Here is an 18,660-nt window from a genome sequence, read left to right as displayed (position 1 = left end):
GATAGTGTGTAAGATGAATGGAAAATGGTAACAGTAAAGCAAGAGAATGTTGCTTATCTCAGTTTACCGACTGATCACATAAACAAACAACATATGCTGAGGTGAGATGGATGGGATTTTTAGAAAAATTATTCGGGAAACCAACCCAAAAGGAGAATGAAACGATGTCAAACGTAAAAGTAGCAATCATTTATTACAGTTCAACAGGTACTAACTACAAGATGGCGAAGTGGGCAGAAGAGGGTGCAAAAGCACAAGGAGCAGAAGTAAAACTAGTTAAAATTCCTGAGCTTGCTCCACAAGCAGCGATCGATTCAAATCCAGCGTGGAAAGCTCATGTTGAGGAAACAAAGGACGTACCTGAAGTAACGCTTGATGACCTAGAGTGGGCAGATGCATTTATCTTCAGCGTACCTACACGCTTCGGTAACATTCCTGGCCAAGTAAAACAATTCCTTGATACAACGGGCGGACTTTGGTTTAACGGGAAGCTTGTTAATAAAGTAGCAAGTGCGATGAGTTCGGCTCAAAATGCACATGGTGGTCAAGAGGCGACGATCTTAGCACTTTATACTACGATGCATCACTGGGGAACGATTGTGGCATCACCAGGTTACTCAGATCCAGTAACATTCGCATCAGGCGGGAATCCATACGGTACAAGTGTAACTGTTGACCAAGATGGAAACATGAAAGAAGACGTAGAAGAAGCAGTAAAATACCAAGCAAAACGTACAATCGACATTGCTTCACGTATTAAAAGAGGAAATGAGTAAGATTCGTTTCAATCGTTAAAAAGCAGCTGCCCCTCGGGACAGCTGCTTTTTTAATAGGGTTGAAGGAAGTGACGCAATTTTCTTTTCAAATAGTACAAATTCTCTAATTCATGACGCATATGTGAGTTGAATAGACGCAATTGAGTGAGATAAGCGCAATTGTGCTCCCAACTGACGCAATACTTCTAAACAAAAGCGCAATCAACCTGCAAAGAAACTCATACATCGCTTGAAAAGATACAATCAACATCCTCTACAACAGCCCAGAATAAAAAAAACTATTCTTCACTAGATGGTCTAGTCGTTTGGAAAGGAAGTGTTTCCCAGAAGCTAGTGTCGACCGTATCAATGGAACCATCAGCAATTGCTTTTACTGTTGAATCAAGTGTATTAACTGTTTGTCTGATTAAGTAGCCGTTACTTTTTTGACCAAGAACAGCTGTCGGATTCGTATGATCGCTCATCCCGCGCATTTCAAATAATAGTGTAGCGATGTCATAACGCAGGGCGATTCCGTTACGGCCGATATTGTCGCCGCTGCCACCATTATACTTGCCAAGATGTCCCCAGCCTTTTGATTCAATTTCATGGAAGACAACCGCGCCTAGTTTTTTAGAATCCTCCACAATAGCAGGATCTACATTTGGATTTGTAGGATAAAGAATAGACCCTGATACAAGCTTTCCATCACGCTCGCTTTGAGTGCCTTGGTGGTGAAGGTCAATTAAGTAATCGATTTCATATTTTTCAAATACGTTTTCATAGAGAGCGCGAGCTTCTGGCTCCATTTCATCGATTGGCTTGTTATGCTCACGGTTTAAATCCACATTATTTGCATTTGCACGTGTTAAGTTGCGGCCTCCGCTTGCAATATAGTCATCGGTTGAGAAGTTTACATCACCCATTGCTCCATCTGCATTTAACATTGGAATGATTAAGATGTTTACGTTATCTAAAACAGAGCTTGTCTTGCCTGTCCCTAGATGTTTAATGAACTCCATTGCGCCCTCAGTCGTCAACTGCTCATTTCCATGCTGCTGTGTTAAGAATAGGATGGTAGGATTTTCTTCATTCGAAATATATTTAGCCATATAAATGTCACGGCCTTTAACTGTTTCACCAATAACTTCAAGCTCCATTGCTTGTTGTCTTTGTTCTTGCTTCTCTAAGTAATCGACTAATTCTTCATATGTAGTAAGGATGGAAGTTTGAATGGATTCATTCCCATTATAGTTTGGACCATTTCCCACCGCTCCAACAGGAAGGCCTGCCGTTGTGAGTGCACCAAACGTCATAACACCTGATAAGGATAATGCTAGCATTGTCTTTGTGATCTTTTTCATTCATTTTCCTCCTCTAAAGAAATATGGGTAACTTACTAAAAATAACTATATTTTAATAATAAAGAAAAGTGAATAATCTGTGAATAAGGAAGAAAGACTGTTTTGGGACTCGAAATATTAGGGAGGATAGAACTATTAGTATGAGGTGGTCTATCAAGGTTTGATTCAAAAGTTTGGGATAAGTAGATAAAAGATTCCTATATTATGAGTATACTAATATATTTATGATGAAGGCAGGTGGGAAAGGGCTTTCTCCAATGAAAAGAACTAGAATCTATTGTTTCCAATAAAGACCAGCGCTGTAGAAGAGGTTTTTTTGTCATCACTCGTGAATATAGTAGATACATAAGAAAACAACCTAAAAGTGGTGATGCTCATGTTTATTGAAACCATAAAACGACCAGAATTACTAGAAGCCATTATTCATAGCATTGATGAAGCCATTCATGTGGTAGATGCAAGTGGGATCACGATTTTTTATAATGACAGGGCTGCCCAGAATGATGGAATCTCCATACATGATGCCCTCGGAAAACATGTGCTTGATATTTTTCCTTCGTTAAATAAAGAAAATAGCACCTTACTCAAGGTCATTGAAAGCGGCCAGCCTATCTATCAGCAGCATCAATCGTTCACAAACATACGGGGGAAGCTTATAGATACCGTGAATACAACGGTCCCGATCTATTCTGGAACAAAATTAATTGGTGCGGTCGAGATTGCCAAAGACCTGTCTACAGTTAAACAGCTCTCACAAAAATTAATCGACCTGCAGTCAAGTGTGGTGAGTCAGCAAAAACCAAGTCTAACAACAGGTGCCACCTATACATGGGATGATCTTATTACACAAGATGCACAGATGTTGAAACTGATTGAGCGAGCCAAAAAAGCGGCAGCCACTTCTTCACCTATTATGGTCTATGGTGAAACAGGGACAGGGAAAGAGCTGGTTGTCCATTCCATTCATCAATCTTCAAAAAGAGCCAAGGAATCACTGATCGCTCAAAACTGCGCTTCACTGCCATCCACGCTTTTAGAGAGTATGTTATTTGGAACGAAGAAGGGGTCGTACACAGGAGCAGTGGACCGGGCGGGTTTAATTGAACTAGCACATGGTGGCACCTTATTTCTAGATGAATTAAATACGATGCCGCTTGATTTTCAAAGTAAATTATTGCGTGTATTAGAAGATGGAGTGATTAGAAGACTCGGAGGCTCACAAAGCTATCAAACGGACGTACGCTTTGTTGTAGCGCTGAATGAGCATCCTCATGTATGTATGGAAAAAGGGATCCTTAGACGGGATCTTTATTACAGACTGAATGTATGCTTGCTTGAGATTCCACCTTTACGCGAGAGAAAAGCTGATATACCCTTGTTAATGGAGCATTTTAGAAAGAAATATAATTATACGTTTCAAAAGCTTGTTACTCAAATTGACGAAGATGTATTAGAGCTTTCTAGCAGGTACTACTGGCCCGGAAATGTGCGAGAACTTGAGCATGTTGTTGAATACGCGATGATGATGACAGAAGGAGATGCGATTCATCTAGACCATCTCCCAGCTTATCTAAAACAAGAGTTGATGAATCATTCAAGCGTAAAACGAGAGCAGCCAGAGCGAAAGCGTTCATTGCGTAAAACGCTTGAGGAGACAGAGCGAACGTTAATTAAAGAAGCGATTCAAGAAGCAAAAGGAAATGTCTTGCAAGCAGCCAAACGGCTTGAGATACCAAGACAAACACTTCAATACAAGCTGCAAAAATTACACATTACGTACGAGGAGGGCAGAACATGACAGAAACTGTGCAAAAACCTTCATTTACAATGGAGCTTACAAAAGATGATTTTAATAAGCGGCTTAGAGTGGAATCGTTTAGAGGCAATGTAGATGATATCGCAGCCTTTCTTTTAACAGTGGCCAAATCAGGTAACTATGAAAAGGTGATTGTTCAATCTGCCGCTAGCCAATGGCAGGCATTTATCAGGCAGGGGTTTGAATTAGAAGGTGTGCTAGAAGGATTTTTTAATGGAAGCGATGCGCATGTGATGACTTTTTATACAACAGATGCAAGGAGAACAAGTGCAGCATGGCAAGAAGAGCAAGATATTTTAAAAGCGGTTCAACAGAAATATGTAAAGCCCCATCTAAATGATCTTCCACTATTATACCAATTGCGAAAAGCGACAGAAGTGGATGCAGAAGCATTGGCCCATCTATATAAAACGGTGTTTCCTGTATATCCTACGCCGATGGATCAGCCAGAGTATGTCCGCAAAATGATGGCAGGCGGCAGTCTTTTCTGTGTGACCGAGTATGAAGGAACGATTATCAGTGCCGCGTCGGCTGATGTAAATAAAACCTTTCATCATGCTGAACTTACGGATTGTGCAACCTTGCCAGAGCATAGAGCACATGGATTGATGAAGCATCTACTCATGAAGCTAGAAGAAGAGCTTAAAGATAAAGGTATTTACTGTGCCTTCTCTCTTGCGCGAGCGAAATCATTTGGGATGAATGATGCCTTTTTCCAATTAGGCTATGCATATGGAGGTCGGCTGACAAATAATTGCTACATTTTCGAGGATCTGGAGGATATGAATATTTGGGTGAAAGATTTATCACAAAATTAATACCTGCTACAAAACGAGCTGCCAATAATTAGTCGAGTGCTGATTATTAGGCAGCTCTTTTTTGGTTGGTTCTCCTGCTCGAGTGCCGGAAAATTGGCAGATGTTTTCATTCAAGTAAGACCCAGCCCAGTTGTTTTACGTCTCGGCATAACCAAAAACATTGATAAACCAGCCTTGGGTGCCCAATTTAGGTAAGAGAGGAACAATTGGCACGTTCCTTGCTTTTACTATTAGGGAGTAGATAAAGGGGGAGATCATATGTGGATGGACTTATACAAACCTGATCGTCATTGGAAAGAGATTTCTTTATGGAAAGATGTCACTGATGAGCAATGGAACGATTGGATTTGGCAGCTCACCAATACCATTCGTACGTTAGATGACTTAAAACAGGTGATCAATCTGACACCAGAAGAAGAAGAGGGCGTGCGGATTTCAACAAAAACGATTCCGCTAAATATTACTCCTTACTATGCTTCATTAATGAATCCAGATGACCCGAGATGTCCGATTCGGATGCAGTCGGTGCCGATTGGAGAAGAGATTTACAAAACGAAATACGATATGGAAGATCCATTAGAAGAAGATGAAGACTCTCCAGTTGCGGGCCTGACGCACCGCTACCCTGATCGTGTGTTATTCCTTGTAACCAATCAATGCTCGATGTATTGCCGCTACTGTACACGTCGCCGGTTTTCAGGACAAATCGGCATGGGGGTTCCAAAAAAGCAATTAGATGGGGCAATTGATTATATCAAAAATACGCCGGAGGTTCGTGATGTCTTAATTTCTGGCGGGGACGGTTTATTAATTAATGACACGATCCTTGAATATATTTTAAAGAATTTACGCGCTATTCCGCATGTAGAAATCATTCGCATCGGTACTCGTGCGCCGGTTGTATTCCCGCAGCGAATAACTGAAAATTTGTGCAATATTTTAAAGAAATACCATCCAGTTTGGCTGAACACGCATTTTAATACGTCGATTGAGATTACTGAGGAATCAAAGAAAGCCTGTGAAATGCTTGTCAATTCAGGTGTGCCTGTTGGAAATCAAGCTGTTATTCTTGCTGGTATTAATGATAGCGTACCGATTATGAAAAAGCTATGTCAGGACCTTGTGAAAATTAGAGTAAGGCCGTATTACATTTATCAGTGTGACTTATCAGAGGGGATCGGACATTTCAGAGCCCCGGTATCAAAAGGACTTGAAATTATTGAAGGCTTAAGGGGGCATACCTCTGGCTACAGTGTACCAACCTTTGTTGTCGATGCTCCGCATGGCGGGGGGAAAATCACCTTGCAGCCAAATTATATGATCTCACAAAGTCCAGAAAAAGTGGTCCTCCGAAACTTTGAAGGCGTAATTACAACCTATCCAGAGCCGGAAAATTATACAGCAGGTACAGCTGATGAGTACTTTAACGGCGTTTATCCAGATACGGCTCTAAAGCATACAGATGTAGGCATTGCTTCTCTCTTAAACGACAGTCAGCCAACATTAACACCGAAATCATTAAAGCGTCATGAGCGTCGCGTGGCATATCAGTCTACCGCTGAACATACAACTTTAAAAGATAAACGTGAAAAGCGTGACCAGCTGAAAGAAAAGAAGTACCAAGCAGAATTAAAAAAGAACACGCCGAAAGAGGAGCAGCCAGAACAACCAGATAGTAAAGAGAAGGAGGCGTAACAGAATGCAATGTGTTTGGTGCGAGGAGGAGAGTGCAAAAGAAACGACGTCCAGTGTGTATTGGGAGCTTCCAGATGGCACAAGGGCGATTGAAATAACTGATACTCCGACCATTGAGTGTACGGAGTGCGGGATGATGTATCAGGATGATCAATTAATTGAAGAAGTTGAAGACCACCTTGTATTAATTAATATCAAAAATGTACCGAACTGTATCTCTTATGATGCACTAATGGCAGAGCCAAAATTGTTAAAGCGCAATTACTTCCGTTTTTAAATCGGCAGCAGCAACGAGTGTGCGGAGGGGTGGGGAGGTTTGTGAAAAAAGATCAGTCGCTTGTCATTAAACCGCTGTTAGATGGAAATTATCCAGTCATTTCACATGGTGAGGGCATCTATTTATATGATAAGGACGGAAAAGCTTATATCGATGCCGCCTCAGGTGCTGTGACTGCAAGCATTGGACACGGCAACGCGGAGATTATTGAAGCGATGAATGAGCAGGCAAAGAAAGTCTCTTTTGTGTACCGGTCTCAATTTACCTCAGATGCTGTAGAGGAGCTTGCGCGTGAGTTGAATGAATGGGCAGGTGGAGACGAGGATTATTATACTTTTTTTGTTAACAGCGGCTCAGAGGCAACAGAAACAGCGATGAAAATAGCGATTCAGCATTTTCAAGAGAGAGGGCTGCCTCAAAAAAATATAATTATCTCCCGCTGGACCAGTTACCATGGAATTACGATCGGAGCACTGTCAATGTCTGGTCATAAAAAGCGGCGAGAGCGGTTTCACAGCTTATTAGCCGATTATCCAGTCGTCGCCCCTCCCGCGTGCTACAGGTGTCCATTCGGTGAAACGTATCCTGCTTGTCATTTAAAATGTGCAGAGGATCTTATTACTGCAATTGAAAAAAACGGTGCAGAGCATATCGCTGCTTTTATCGCTGAGCCGATTATCGGAGCGGCTGGGGCAGCGATTGTTCCGCCTCCGGGCTATTACGAGCGCATCATGGAAATTTGCCGGGAGCATGACATTTTGTTTATCGCAGATGAAGTGATGACCGGGATTGCGAGATGCGGTACACCGCTTGGAATCAATCATTGGAACGTATTGCCTGACATTATTGCATTAGGGAAGGGGTTAAGTGCTGGCTACACCCCGATGGCTGCGGCCTTATGTACGGAGACGGTTCTCGAGCCCATTAAAAACGGCTCCAATTTCATCATGAGCGGACACACATATAGTGCCAATCCGCAATCTGCCGCAACGGCCTTAGCAGTTTTGCGCTATGTAAGGAAGCATGGTCTGATTGAGAGATCAAAAGAAAATGGGACATATTTGAAAAAAAAGTTAAAGTCGCTGTTTAACCACTTCGCATGTATTGGCGATGTACGTGGTGCGGGAATGATGGTCGGCATTGAATTTGTGCGGCACCGTTCATCAAAAAAGCCGTATGACAGCCTATTAGGATTTACGCAAAAGCTGGTTAAAGCCGCACAGAACAATGGATTATTAATATATCCCGCTGGCACAGCACGGACAAAAGGCGACGGTGATGCTGTAATCATTGCCCCTCCTTTAATTACTACTGAAGAAGAAATAGATGAGATTGTTCACCGGTTAAAACAATCGATAGATGAGGTTCTACTAGAAATGCCTAGCTGAGAAAAGATGGGAGGAGTGGAGATGGAGGCGAAAAGGTCGTTAAATAAAATAGGCACCTTATCAGATGCCCTGTCTGTGATTCACGATGGCTCAACTGTGATGTTTGGCGGATTTGGAGGAATCGGTAATCCGCCGACCATTATTCGCGGGATGTTAGAAAAAGGCGTGAAAGATCTTACCTTAATAGGAAATGATTCGGCCTTTCCGCATATTGGAATCGGACAAATTATTAAAAATAAACAAGCAAAAAAGTTGATTGCTTCCCATATTGGCTCCAATCCAGTGGCAGGTCAGTTGATGACAGAAGGCGAATTAGAAGTAGAATTCTCTCCACAAGGAACGTTAGCTGAACGCATCAGAGCCGGCGGTGTCGGCATTCCAGCATTTTTAACGGATGTGGGTCTTGGCAGCATGATTGAAGAAGGAAAAGAGAAAGTCATCTTAAATAATAAAGAATACTTACTTGAAACAGCCTTAACAGCAGATGTTTCCATTGTATATGCCAAAAAAGCAGATACATTTGGCAACCTTATTTATGAAACGAGTGCCCGCAACACAAATCCGCTCGTCGCAATGGCTGGTACATTTACAATAGCCGAAGTAGAGGAGATTGTAGAACCAGGAGAGCTGGCGCCAGAGGAAATTACAACTCCTGGTATTTTTGTGGACCTCATTATTAAGACCGAGGGGGTCGATTGGAAGTGGGTATGGGAGTAGATATCAGAAATCAAATGGCCAATCGTGCGTCTAAAGAAATACAATCAGGCATGATCGTTAACCTTGGCATCGGCATCCCTTCGCTCATTCCAAATCATATTTCAAAGGAAGTAGAGGTTCTATTTCATGCAGAGAACGGGGTGCTTGGGATGGGGCCATCACCGAGAAAAGGAGAAGAAGATCCTACTTTATGTAATGCGGCAGGCTATCCGGTAACGACGGTTCGCGGAGCTTCTTATTTTGACAGCGCGATTGCTTTTGGAATTATTCGTTCAGGCTATCTCGATATGACCTTCCTTGGCGGCCTTGAAGTCAGCGAAGAGGGAGACCTTGCCAATTGGATTGTTCCCGGTAAACGAGTGCCAGGAATTGGCGGAGCGATGGAGCTTGCGCAAAAAGCAAAAAAAGTTGTTGTGTTGATGAATCATTTGAATAAGGACGGTGAGCCGAAAATTGTGAAGCAATGCTCCTTCCCTCTTACCGCAAGGCGATGTGTATCATTGATTATTACTGATATGGCAGTGATTGAAGTGACGTCTTCTGGACTACTATTAAAAGAGGTGATCGCTCCCCACACGATAGAGGATGTGATCGCTGCAACAGGCGCAGAGCTTACGATCGCTGAATCCGTTAAAGTCCTTGACCCGAGGAAGGAGGAACATTCATGAAATCGTCTGTCAATAAGGCTCAAGTGATTAAACAAAGTATTGATTCAAAGAAGAACGAGATTATTCATTTGCTTAGAGTTTTTGTTCAAGCAGAAAGTACTCAAGGGAATGAACGAGGGGCTCAAAGTCTCGTCATTGAAACCCTGCAGCAGATGGGACTTGAAGTAGATGTGTGGGAACCTGATGCAAAGGAAATTACCAGCCATCGTTATTTTGCCTCATCTAGAACAGAGTTCAGGGGCAGCCCGAATGTAGTCGGGGTGTTGAAGGGAACGGGGGGCGGCAGGTCAATTATCCTTAATGGACATATTGATGTAGTTCCTGCAGGTGATGTCACGCAATGGAGGGATCACCCTTACAGCGGGGTTGTGAAAGACGGGAAGATGTATGGCCGTGGTGTGACGGATATGAAAGGCGGCAATGTTGCCCTCCTCCTAGCCATTCAGGCGATCCAAGAAGCGAATATCGCTTTGAAAGGGGATGTCATTTTTCAAAGTGTCATAGAAGAAGAGAGTGGAGGGACGGGGACACTTGCTGCTCTTTTGCGCGGCTACAAAGCAGATGCAGCAATTATTCCGGAACCTACCAATATGAAGTTTTTCCCTAAGCAGCAAGGCTCGATGTGGTTTAAGCTGCATGTAAAAGGCTTATCTGCCCACGGCGGCACGAGGTATGAAGGAGTCAGCGCGATTGAAAAAAGCATGACCGTTATTAATCATATAAAAGAGCTGGAGAAGATTCGAAACGATAGTATTACGGACCCGTTATATCAAACGATTCCGATTCCGATTCCAATCAATATAGGCAAAATTCATGGAGGTGACTGGCCGTCTTCTGTACCTGATCTAGTGACGGTGGAAGGCAGATTTGGAGTGTCGCCTGAGGAGACGATTGAGGAGGCGAAAGAAGAAATGAAGCAATGGATCCGAAGGCTTGCCGAGAAAGATCCTTGGTTCGAAGAGTTTCCTGTAACCCTTGAGTGGTTCGGGGCCAGATGGCTTCCTGGCTCACTTGATCCAAATCATTCATTTATGCAGTTACTCGGGGATAAATATAAAGAAGTAATCGGGGCACCACCTGTGATTGAGGCCTCACCATGGGGCACAGATGGAGGTCTTTTAACTGAAATTGGCAGCATTCCAACAGTTGTATTTGGTCCAGGTGTAACAGAGAAAGCACATTTCCCTAACGAATATATTGAACTTGAGAAAGTTTTCTCTTGTGCTGAAGTGATTGCGCACACAATTATTGATTGGTGCGGCGACGAGAAAGGATGAGCAAGTCACTCTCATTCTATTCGGTCTTAAAATATGCTAGGATTTAAAAGGTAGATTTATTCGATCGCATAGAAAGGGAGATTGTGAGTAGGAATGAAGTTGATTTCATGGAACGTAAATGGCCTGCGAGCTTGTGTGAAAAAAGGATTTCTTGATTTTTTTCATGAGCAGAATGCAGATATCTTCTGCCTGCAAGAGACGAAGCTGCAGGAGGGACAGATTGAATTAGAGCTTGACGGCTATCATCAATTTTGGAATTATGCATTGAAGAAGGGGTATTCCGGCACGGCTGTATTCACGAAACAAAAGCCGATCTCCGTCAGGTACGGAGTAGGTGAGCTAGAATCAGAGGATGAGGGCCGCATTATCACTTTGGAGTTTGATTCGTTTTATTTAGTTAATGTGTATACGATTAATGCAAAACGTGATTTATCTCGTTTGCCAGAAAGGCTGGAATGGGAGGATGCATTAAAAGAGTATCTTCTAGATCTCGATCGGCATAAACCCGTTGTCTACTGCGGAGACTTAAATGTTGCCCATGCCGAGGTTGACTTGAAAAATGCCAGATCAAATCACGGCAATTCTGGGTTTACTCTAGAAGAGCGAGGAAAGATGACGACTCTCTTAGAATCTGGTTTTATTGATAGTTTCCGTTATTTATACCCTGAGCGGACAGATGCGTTTACATGGTGGTCTTATATGAGAGATGTCCGTGCAAGAAATATTGGCTGGCGGATCGACTATTTCATTGTCTCTAATCAGCTTAAAGAACAGATTAACGAAGCATCGATCTATGCTGAGGTTTTAGGAAGCGACCACTGTCCAATTGGCTTAGAACTTAATATATAAGGAAAACCACGCAGCCGCGTGGTTTTTTATCCTTATTCACCTAAATCCACATTATGGTGGACATGCTGTACATCTTCTAAATCTTCTAATGTGTCAATAATCTTTTCAAATTGAACTAGATCATCACCAGTCAATTCAACTTCACTTTGTGGAAGCATCGTAATCTCAGTGACAGTAAAGTCTTCAACTCCTGCTTGCTTGAACGCTTCAAGTACAGTGTGGAATTGATCAGGTGCTGCATATGTAATGACTGACTCGTCTTCTTCAATGATGTCACGAACATCTACATCTGCTTCCATTAGTAGTTCAAGTGCTTCATCAGCCGTTTTACCTTCTAAACCAATAACAGCTGTTTCATCAAACATATACGCAACCGAGCCGCTTACACCCATGTTTCCGCTGTTTTTACTGAAAGCTGCACGAACTTCCGCCACGGTGCGGTTTACATTATTCGTCAAGGCATCAACGATAATCATAGAACCGCTCGGACCGAAGCCTTCATAACGAAGCTCATCATAGTTTTCTTCTGTTCCGCCTTTTGCTTTTTCGATCGCGCGTTCAATAATATGTTTTGGAACATTGTACGTTTTAGCACGCTCAAGAACAAATTTTAATGCCTGATTTAATTCAGGGTCAGGCTCGCCTTGTCTAGCTACCACATAAATTTCACGGCCGAATTTTGCATAGATTCGGCTCGTATTTTTATCTTTTGCCGCTTTTTTTTCTTTAATATTGTTCCATTTACGACCCATCGTGAACACTCACTTTCCGAAATAAGTTTCTTCTTCTTAATACGTCCTCTATTATACATCATCCTTTTATGAAGGAAACAAGGAATGTCTAATTTTAGGTGAAAGGACGTGAATGAAGAGGCCGGCCGCATGATTTGTGGCAGCCTCTAAAATCTCAAAACCTATTTATTTGGTAACTTTATTAAGTACAAACTCTTCAACCACTTTGGCTACACCGTCATTCATATTCGTGTCTGTTACATAATCGGCAATCTCTTTAATGTCATCTGGGGCGTTGCCCATTGCGACACCAAGTCCTGCAAACTCAATCATCGTCTGATCATTGTAGCTGTCGCCCATTGCGATAACCTCTTCTTTCTTAATTCCAAGCTTTGTGATCAAGCTGTGTAAGCTCGCTCCTTTTGTCACACCATCTTCTGTAAATTCAAGAAAATAAGGCTTTGAGCGCATCACACTAAGCTGGCCGCGAAACTCTTCTTGAAGCTTCTTTTCTACCTCTACTAAACGATCGGGATGACCGACCATTAATGCTTTTACACAAGGTTCATCAACGGCATCAACAAAACGCTCGACTTCAATTACTGGCATTCCTGTAATTTCGCCTTCAATCATCGTATATTCGTTATTAGCCTCCGTAACAATGTCATTTTCCATATATGTGTGGATCCCGACATTTTCACGCTGGCTGACATGATACAACTCATGGAGCTGTTCGGGAGATAATGTGCTGCTATACATTTCTTCATTCGTTTTGGAGTTAATGATTTTAGCTCCGTTAAACGATAGAATAAAGCTTCCGTAATCAGCAAGTTTTAATTCGTTAGCAATAGGAACCATCCCGTATGTTGGTCTGCCTGAAGCAAGTACGACTTTTACCCCGTTTTTCTGTGCCTCCATTAATGCTTCTTTCGTACGGCTGGAGATCGTGTGGTCGTCTCTAAGCAACGTATCATCTAAATCTAGGACAATCATTTTATACTCTTTATTTATATCAGTCATGATGAAAAATCCTTTCGTCCTTTACTATTATGCTACTTTAGTATTATGCTACTTTACTTTCTGTGCTAGTTTACTATAACGGAATGTTGTCTATTCTTGCAAGGGCAGGACTTGGTAAAGCTAAGAGGAGTTGTGAGGCTGTATCTAGAATTAGTAAGGGTACGGCATAATTTAACCAGCGGAGGATTTAGAATGAACATTAAGATTTTACAAAGTGAGCAATATATAGAAGCTATTAATTTATCAGAATATGCATTTCAATACAAAGTATCAAAGGAAAGAATAGAGGAACTAAAGCAAAGGATGAACCATCATCATATTGTATATGGAATCAATGAGGACGAAAAACTGGCATCAAAGCTTCATCTTCTTCCGCATCATATCTATTTGCAAGGTAACAAGTGGAAGATGGGAGGGGTAGCTGGGGTTGCGACTTATCCTGAATATCGTAGAAGCGGTCATGTGAAGGCGCTGTTACTTCATTCGCTAAAAGAAATGAGAGAAAAAGGCATGACGATCTCGATGCTTCATCCGTTTTCGGTCCCGTTTTACCGGTCTTACGGGTGGGAACTTTTCACAAACCGTCTAATGACCACCCTCAAAAAGAGTGATCTCAAAAGGATCGGCAATACTGCTGGGAGCATCAAACGATTCACTACAGAGGAAGAGCATCCCGACCTAACACAAGTGTACAATACCTATGCGAGCCAATTCTCAGGCATGCTGATCCGAGAGGCGTACTGGTGGAAAACGGTTGTAAAGGATATGAATATCGCTATGTATTTCGATAAAGCAAAAAGCCCAAAAGGTTATCTTCTTTATACAGTGAAGGACTCAAAGATGGACGTTGAAGAATTTATCGCTCTTGATGCGGAAGCAAGAACGGGGTTATGGAATTTTATATGCCAGCATGATTCGATGGTAGAGGAAGTGAGCCTCACTACTCATGAGAAGGAACCGCTCTTTTTTGCTATAGACGAACCAAGAGTAAAAGCTGAAGTGAAGCCTTACTTTATGGTGAGAATTGTTGATGTAGAAGCATTCACCAAAAACTATGAGTGGGATCACACTAATTTAGCAGAGCCGCTCACTATCCATGTGACAGATTCATTTGCCGAGTGGAATTATCAATCATTTCTATTCAATAAAAAAGGCGTTAAATCACAAAAGCCGAATAAAGAGGGTGTCACGTTAACGGTTCAATCGCTGGCAGCGCTTTGCTTTGGATACAAGAGCCCCGCTGAGTTAAAAGCATGCGGTCTGCTTGATGCAACAGACGAACAGCTAAATCAGCTAGAGCTACTCATCCCACAAACAACACCTTACTTTTATGATTTCTTTTAACGCTTAGAGGATTAGCTGAGAGAAAATAAGCATTTTAAGACGAGCTCGGGAGCAGGTATTCTAACTTATATGGGATCAACACATTATAGAAGTGTCTAGACACGCCGCTCCTGAAATATACTTCGCTTTTCGCGGGGAGCTGGTGAGCTTCCTCGGGCTATGCCCTGTGGGATCTCACTCCTGCTCTACTCCCTGCAGAAGTCTACGTATATTTCATCCGCTGTTTTTCTGCTTTTTCCAGGAATGAAGTGAATAATGTAGGTAATGGGCTCAGTGCTAAAATATACTTTTACATTCATCTCCCGCTCCGATTTTAAGGTCCCTAAAAAGCTAATTATAAAGAGGGAGGACCTTCACAACATCCTTCCTCTGTTGATTGGAGAGGAAGGCACCGACTCCAGCGGGATGTGCGTGGCCAGGGAAGACCCCACAGGAGCGTAGCGACGAGGAGGCTTCCGGACCGCCCGCGGAAAGCGTGTGCCTGCAGCGGAAATCAACTACTACTATAGGAAGAGGATGTATCTTTTCCAGCTACGTCTTTACTCATTATTCTCTTGGAGGGTTTTGATGAGTTCTTCAAAATTCTCGTTGAATCTATTTAATTCATAATAATATGTGTCATTGCCTGTGTAGTTTGGTTGAGTGTCTCTAATTGCACTTGATATATTACATGAAGAAAATATTATCGTAATACTTAATAAAACGATTGCGCCTGTCAAAGACAATCTTGGTTTTTTCTCCTCCAAAAATACTTCCCCCTAGCAAATTTTTTTATTGTATATCACACCGTATTTTACATTTGATTACAATTGATCCACTGAATAGTCCAGGTGCTTCAATCATAAAAATGGTCAAATTCATAGTCTTCATACGGATATATCATACGTGTATGTTTTTTGCCATTTCCGTACGTAACCTCTAATTTAATTTCTCTTATTTGCAACCCGCTAATTTGAAGTTTCCATTCTTCTAAGTTTCCATTCTTATTCTTAGTAAGCGGCACCTTAGAAATCTCACCACCTTTATCGGTCACAATGGCCTGGGCTTTGGTTGCTTTAAAATAGTCTGGCTGATTAGCAGGTAAAGAGAACGCAGCCTCGTAAGCTGAGATGATATCATTATTTGTATGAGTATAAGAGCTAAACTCCATGGTTAACGGCTGTGGTCGATAAAGGTCAGTAGGCACATAGTCAATATCAGAACTTCTGGTCATGGCTCCCTTTGATACAACTTGGTATTCATATTCTAGGTTAGGCAGGACATCAAAGCTTGCTTTATAAAAGAGCTCATCTGACTGGATTGCATCTACTGTGTGCCATTCGGACTCACCAACGGCTCTGCTTCTTAAAAAGACCGAGGACTCAGATTCATTTTCTGAAAAAGACCAGCTTATCGTAATCGTAACCGGAGGCCCATATGTTTCAGGGTAGGCTGCTGTAAAGTCCGTGTACGACAGCCATTTAGTTTCTTCTCTTATTGTGTAGAGTTCGGAATGTAAATACGACAGTTCTGACTGAGTGTTTTGCAGCTCATTTTGAACATGGTACAGTGCCGCTTTGACTGAGGTTACGACATACATTTGATACAGAGAGAAGATGAGTAAGCAGGTGATAAGGAGGATGTTTACATAGAGAAGGCGTTTGAGCTTCATGGATTTAGTCCCCTTCACTTGAAGTAATGGTGTTTTCTTCCTTATTATATTCCGAGGAAGAGGATGGAGGCATGTCATTCACTCGACAAAAAACGCAAATAGCTGTCTATTTGCGTTTCTTTAAGTTATTCATTTCTTCCGTAACGACAAAGGCTAAATCATCATTACCGAATAAAGAGAGTACTCCAAGCAAGGTCTGATCATTTATTTCACCTGCTTCTTCTTTAGGTACTGTTAATTCTAAGGCATGCTTAAGGGCTGGATTATCTCCTTGATTGGGGTAAGCACGCTTATAAAGGTCAGCAGGGTCTAGGTCGTGATTGACACACCACTGTGCAAAGACGAGGATCATCATGCTTTCTTCTTGTTGATATTGTCCAATAATCTTATCTTCTATCTCTTTTTTGTTCATCTTAATGACTCCTTTTTTAAAGGTATATGTTGCTAGTATAACGAACATAGCATGAAAATCCTATAAAAGACTATGAAAACAGCAGCTTACATAGTAAAATGTAAGAATTTAGAAAGAGTAAATGTGTAAGGGGAGCAGATAGAACATGAGTGTAGACATCAAGGAATACGAAGAAAAGATTAAAGAACAAATTATAAATTTAATCCTGCCGATCCAGCAAGATGAATACGGGGTTTCAATTACCGCGGCTGACCAGCCAGATTTATTAGATATCCATAGCCACTACATCAAAAAAGGCGGGAATTTTTGGACGGCTGCTATTGAAGATGAAGTGGTAGGGACGGTCAGTTTTCTTAAAGTAGAAGAAGGAGTGTTGGCCCTTAGAAAAATGTTTGTAAAAAAAGAATATAGAGGATCTCGTTACAACATTGCAGCCAGGCTTTTAGAGTATGCGCTTGAATGGGCAAAAGCGAACGAATTTGACGTAATCTATCTTGGAACGACAAACGAATTTAAGGCGGCACATCGTTTCTATGAGAAGAATCATTTTCAAGAGATCACAAAGTCAGACTTGCCCTCGTCATTTCCGATTGTGCATGTCGATCGAAAGTTTTATAGACGTAAATTAAACTAGCCATGCGTTACTCGCACGGCTAGTTTTTTTGACGAAGCTCTTTGATCGAATAGAACGTTCCTCTCCATACAATCCCGCCGCGATAGGCAGTAAGAAAGGCAGCACGGGCAATACAGTAAATAAAAAGAAGAGCAGTAACCGGGAGGACGGGAAGAGACTTAAGGGCCCCTTTAGTCATCTTATGAACGGTCTGCATGTACACACCAGCAATCAACACGATACTAAGAATAGATAACATACGGACGAGTTCAGAGTTTGAAAATAAGGTCAAGAATGGGAGAACATGGGTGATAAACACACCGCTTACTGCAAGAGCGACCATGGAATATCGATAATAGAGTCCTGCTAATGTGTTTTTCTCAAGGCCTACAAATGCCTCTTTTAAAGTCGCATACCATTCTACTTCGAGGTGATTGAGTGCCGTGACCATCCTCTGCTTATATCCTTTTTGTTTCAAAAGGACCCCAAGCATCAAATCATCGTCAGGCCGCTCTTTTATTGCTTGATGACCACCGATTGATTCGTAAGCCTTCTTTGAAACTAAATTAAAGGCACCAATCCCGATGGCGGATTTACTTGAATCAACATTGGCCATCCACGGTCTTTTAAAGAAGGAAAATCCAAATAAGAAAAACGAAATAAACGCCTTAGGCCAAAATCGTTTCACATTCATGTTGGGTGCGAGCGTGAGATGATCGATATCGTTTTTCTTCACGTAGTTCATCGCCTTTTCAATCGTATCAGGCTGATAGATAATATCCGCATCCGTAAATAAAAGATAGTCTCCTTTTGCTTTTTTGTACCCCTGATACAGCGCATGATTTTTACCAAGCCAGCCTTGCGGAAGCTCCTTTATATGGATAGAGGTTATTCTCGCATCTTTTTTACGAATAGATTCAATATGCTCGCGGGTACGGTCAGTAGAACGGTCATTCACGACGATCCATTCTAGTGCGGGGTAGCTTTGTTTTATCTGTGAATAGAGACTCGCAGATATACCTGTTTCTTCATTTCTAGCAGCAATAATAATGGATATAAGGGGAGCGTCATCGAACATTTCCACACTTACATCTTCTAATCGATCAATCTTTCTCATTCCAATCACTGCATCTATTAAAATGATCAGCCAAAAAAGGCAAGTAAATAGAAGAAGCCACATAATCATATAGTAATCACTCCTTACCTATGATCTTAGCCTTTTTTTGTTTCGATGAGAAGCGAGATGTTCAAACAAAAAAAGCGAG

At 41.9% G+C, this 18,660-nt stretch carries 19 protein-coding genes; 12 read left to right on the top strand and 7 right to left on the bottom strand.

What is annotated here, in order from left to right; translation table 11 throughout:
• The first annotated feature begins 110 nt into the window (after positions 1 to 110).
• Positions 111 to 776, top strand: a complete 666-nt coding sequence (wrbA, locus tag A33I_RS07575; protein ID WP_022627892.1) for an NAD(P)H:quinone oxidoreductase — start codon at positions 111 to 113, stop codon at positions 774 to 776.
• Between the two features lie 278 nt (positions 777 to 1,054).
• On the opposite strand, the gene A33I_RS07570 is transcribed toward wrbA, so the two are convergent.
• Positions 1,055 to 2,119 carry a M14 family zinc carboxypeptidase gene (locus A33I_RS07570; RefSeq protein WP_022627891.1) on the bottom strand — a complete coding sequence of 355 codons (1,065 nt, stop codon included), beginning with the start codon at positions 2,117 to 2,119 and terminating at the stop codon, positions 1,055 to 1,057.
• Positions 2,120 to 2,495: 376 nt separating this feature from the next.
• Between A33I_RS07570 and A33I_RS07565 the strand changes: the two genes are divergently transcribed.
• The 9 genes from A33I_RS07565 to A33I_RS07525 all read left to right on the top strand — a co-directional run bounded on the left by A33I_RS07565 (position 2,496) and on the right by A33I_RS07525 (position 11,624).
• Entirely contained in the window at positions 2,496 to 3,917 is a 1,422-nt protein-coding gene (locus tag A33I_RS07565; RefSeq protein ID WP_022627890.1) for a sigma-54 interaction domain-containing protein, read from the top strand.
• Positions 3,914 to 4,753, top strand: a complete 840-nt coding sequence (gene ablB, locus A33I_RS07560) for a putative beta-lysine N-acetyltransferase (RefSeq protein WP_022627889.1) — start codon at positions 3,914 to 3,916, stop codon at positions 4,751 to 4,753. Before A33I_RS07565 ends, ablB begins: the two co-directional genes overlap by 4 nt.
• Positions 4,754 to 5,011: 258 nt before the next feature.
• Positions 5,012 to 6,448 (top strand): lysine 2,3-aminomutase, encoded by a 1,437-nt coding sequence (gene kamA, locus A33I_RS07555; RefSeq protein ID WP_022627888.1) that lies wholly within the window; start codon positions 5,012 to 5,014, stop codon positions 6,446 to 6,448.
• Positions 6,449 to 6,452: 4 nt separating this feature from the next.
• Positions 6,453 to 6,725 (top strand): YokU family protein, encoded by a 273-nt coding sequence (locus A33I_RS07550; RefSeq protein ID WP_022627887.1) that lies wholly within the window; start codon positions 6,453 to 6,455, stop codon positions 6,723 to 6,725.
• A 41-nt stretch (positions 6,726 to 6,766) separates the two neighbouring features.
• On the top strand, positions 6,767 to 8,113 hold the full coding sequence (locus A33I_RS07545) for an aspartate aminotransferase family protein (protein WP_022627886.1): 1,347 nt from the start codon (positions 6,767 to 6,769) through the stop codon (positions 8,111 to 8,113).
• Between the two features lie 21 nt (positions 8,114 to 8,134).
• Positions 8,135 to 8,830, top strand: coding sequence for a CoA transferase subunit A (locus tag A33I_RS07540; protein WP_022627885.1), 696 nt, complete (start codon positions 8,135 to 8,137; stop codon positions 8,828 to 8,830).
• Positions 8,815 to 9,498, top strand: a complete 684-nt coding sequence (locus A33I_RS07535; RefSeq protein ID WP_022627884.1) for a 3-oxoacid CoA-transferase subunit B — start codon at positions 8,815 to 8,817, stop codon at positions 9,496 to 9,498. The genes A33I_RS07540 and A33I_RS07535 overlap by 16 nt, the downstream gene beginning before the upstream one ends.
• On the top strand, positions 9,495 to 10,775 hold the full coding sequence (locus tag A33I_RS07530; protein WP_022627883.1) for a peptidase: 1,281 nt from the start codon (positions 9,495 to 9,497) through the stop codon (positions 10,773 to 10,775). The genes A33I_RS07535 and A33I_RS07530 overlap by 4 nt, the downstream gene beginning before the upstream one ends.
• Positions 10,776 to 10,868: 93 nt before the next feature.
• Positions 10,869 to 11,624 (top strand): exodeoxyribonuclease III, encoded by a 756-nt coding sequence (locus tag A33I_RS07525; RefSeq protein ID WP_022627882.1) that lies wholly within the window; start codon positions 10,869 to 10,871, stop codon positions 11,622 to 11,624.
• A gap of 32 nt (positions 11,625 to 11,656) precedes the next feature.
• On the opposite strand, the gene A33I_RS07520 is transcribed toward A33I_RS07525, so the two are convergent.
• Together A33I_RS07520 and A33I_RS07515 are read right to left on the bottom strand one after the other, a co-directional pair.
• Positions 11,657 to 12,376, bottom strand: coding sequence for a YebC/PmpR family DNA-binding transcriptional regulator (locus A33I_RS07520; protein WP_022627881.1), 720 nt, complete (start codon positions 12,374 to 12,376; stop codon positions 11,657 to 11,659).
• A 165-nt stretch (positions 12,377 to 12,541) separates the two neighbouring features.
• A complete protein-coding gene (locus tag A33I_RS07515) occupies positions 12,542 to 13,375 on the bottom strand; it encodes a Cof-type HAD-IIB family hydrolase (RefSeq protein ID WP_022627880.1) in 834 nt (277 codons plus the stop codon).
• A gap of 192 nt (positions 13,376 to 13,567) precedes the next feature.
• Between A33I_RS07515 and A33I_RS07510 the strand changes: the two genes are divergently transcribed.
• Positions 13,568 to 14,719, top strand: a complete 1,152-nt coding sequence (locus A33I_RS07510) for a GNAT family N-acetyltransferase (protein ID WP_022627879.1) — start codon at positions 13,568 to 13,570, stop codon at positions 14,717 to 14,719.
• A 539-nt stretch (positions 14,720 to 15,258) separates the two neighbouring features.
• On the opposite strand, the gene A33I_RS07505 is transcribed toward A33I_RS07510, so the two are convergent.
• The 3 genes from A33I_RS07505 to A33I_RS07495 all read right to left on the bottom strand — a co-directional run bounded on the left by A33I_RS07505 (position 15,259) and on the right by A33I_RS07495 (position 16,782).
• Positions 15,259 to 15,465 carry a hypothetical protein gene (locus A33I_RS07505; protein ID WP_022627878.1) on the bottom strand — a complete coding sequence of 69 codons (207 nt, stop codon included), beginning with the start codon at positions 15,463 to 15,465 and terminating at the stop codon, positions 15,259 to 15,261.
• Between the two features lie 89 nt (positions 15,466 to 15,554).
• Complete coding sequence (locus tag A33I_RS07500) at positions 15,555 to 16,370, bottom strand: hypothetical protein (RefSeq protein ID WP_022627877.1); 816 nt, start codon at positions 16,368 to 16,370, stop codon at positions 15,555 to 15,557.
• A gap of 106 nt (positions 16,371 to 16,476) precedes the next feature.
• Positions 16,477 to 16,782, bottom strand: a complete 306-nt coding sequence (locus tag A33I_RS07495) for a hypothetical protein (RefSeq protein ID WP_012959113.1) — start codon at positions 16,780 to 16,782, stop codon at positions 16,477 to 16,479.
• 145 nt (positions 16,783 to 16,927) lie between these two features.
• Between A33I_RS07495 and A33I_RS07490 the strand changes: the two genes are divergently transcribed.
• Positions 16,928 to 17,416 (top strand): GNAT family N-acetyltransferase, encoded by a 489-nt coding sequence (locus tag A33I_RS07490; protein WP_012959112.1) that lies wholly within the window; start codon positions 16,928 to 16,930, stop codon positions 17,414 to 17,416.
• 19 nt (positions 17,417 to 17,435) lie between these two features.
• On the opposite strand, the gene A33I_RS07485 is transcribed toward A33I_RS07490, so the two are convergent.
• Positions 17,436 to 18,581: a glycosyltransferase family 2 protein gene (locus A33I_RS07485; protein ID WP_022627876.1), complete on the bottom strand. Its 1,146-nt coding sequence runs from the start codon at positions 18,579 to 18,581 to the stop codon at positions 17,436 to 17,438.
• Between the last annotated feature and the right edge of the window lie 79 nt (positions 18,582 to 18,660).

The sequence above is a fragment of the Alkalihalophilus marmarensis DSM 21297 genome, assembly GCF_000474275.2.
In the GTDB taxonomy this organism is placed as follows: domain Bacteria; phylum Bacillota; class Bacilli; order Bacillales; family Bacillaceae_D; genus Alkalihalophilus; species Alkalihalophilus marmarensis.
The sequence above is the reverse complement of the archived record's forward strand: the minus strand, read 5'-3'. Positions and strand labels throughout refer to the sequence as shown.

What these genes read in the sequence shown, in the direction of transcription:
- A33I_RS07500 (WP_022627877.1), bottom strand. Translation starts at nt 16,370, where the DNA reads ATGAAGCTCAAACGCCTTCTCTATGTAAACATCCTCCTTATCACCTGC.
- A33I_RS07485 (WP_022627876.1), bottom strand. Translation starts at nt 18,581, where the DNA reads ATGATTATGTGGCTTCTTCTATTTACTTGCCTTTTTTGGCTGATCATT.
- A33I_RS07570 (WP_022627891.1), bottom strand. Translation starts at nt 2,119, where the DNA reads ATGAAAAAGATCACAAAGACAATGCTAGCATTATCCTTATCAGGTGTT.
- A33I_RS07540 (WP_022627885.1), top strand. Translation starts at nt 8,135, where the DNA reads ATGGAGGCGAAAAGGTCGTTAAATAAAATAGGCACCTTATCAGATGCC.
- A33I_RS07530 (WP_022627883.1), top strand. Translation starts at nt 9,495, where the DNA reads ATGAAATCGTCTGTCAATAAGGCTCAAGTGATTAAACAAAGTATTGAT.
- kamA (WP_022627888.1), top strand. Translation starts at nt 5,012, where the DNA reads ATGTGGATGGACTTATACAAACCTGATCGTCATTGGAAAGAGATTTCT.
- wrbA (WP_022627892.1), top strand. Translation starts at nt 111, where the DNA reads ATGGGATTTTTAGAAAAATTATTCGGGAAACCAACCCAAAAGGAGAAT.
- A33I_RS07490 (WP_012959112.1), top strand. Translation starts at nt 16,928, where the DNA reads ATGAGTGTAGACATCAAGGAATACGAAGAAAAGATTAAAGAACAAATT.
- A33I_RS07495 (WP_012959113.1), bottom strand. Translation starts at nt 16,782, where the DNA reads ATGAACAAAAAAGAGATAGAAGATAAGATTATTGGACAATATCAACAA.
- A33I_RS07510 (WP_022627879.1), top strand. Translation starts at nt 13,568, where the DNA reads ATGAACATTAAGATTTTACAAAGTGAGCAATATATAGAAGCTATTAAT.
- A33I_RS07525 (WP_022627882.1), top strand. Translation starts at nt 10,869, where the DNA reads ATGAAGTTGATTTCATGGAACGTAAATGGCCTGCGAGCTTGTGTGAAA.
- A33I_RS07565 (WP_022627890.1), top strand. Translation starts at nt 2,496, where the DNA reads ATGTTTATTGAAACCATAAAACGACCAGAATTACTAGAAGCCATTATT.
- A33I_RS07515 (WP_022627880.1), bottom strand. Translation starts at nt 13,375, where the DNA reads ATGACTGATATAAATAAAGAGTATAAAATGATTGTCCTAGATTTAGAT.
- A33I_RS07520 (WP_022627881.1), bottom strand. Translation starts at nt 12,376, where the DNA reads ATGGGTCGTAAATGGAACAATATTAAAGAAAAAAAAGCGGCAAAAGAT.
- A33I_RS07550 (WP_022627887.1), top strand. Translation starts at nt 6,453, where the DNA reads ATGCAATGTGTTTGGTGCGAGGAGGAGAGTGCAAAAGAAACGACGTCC.
- ablB (WP_022627889.1), top strand. Translation starts at nt 3,914, where the DNA reads ATGACAGAAACTGTGCAAAAACCTTCATTTACAATGGAGCTTACAAAA.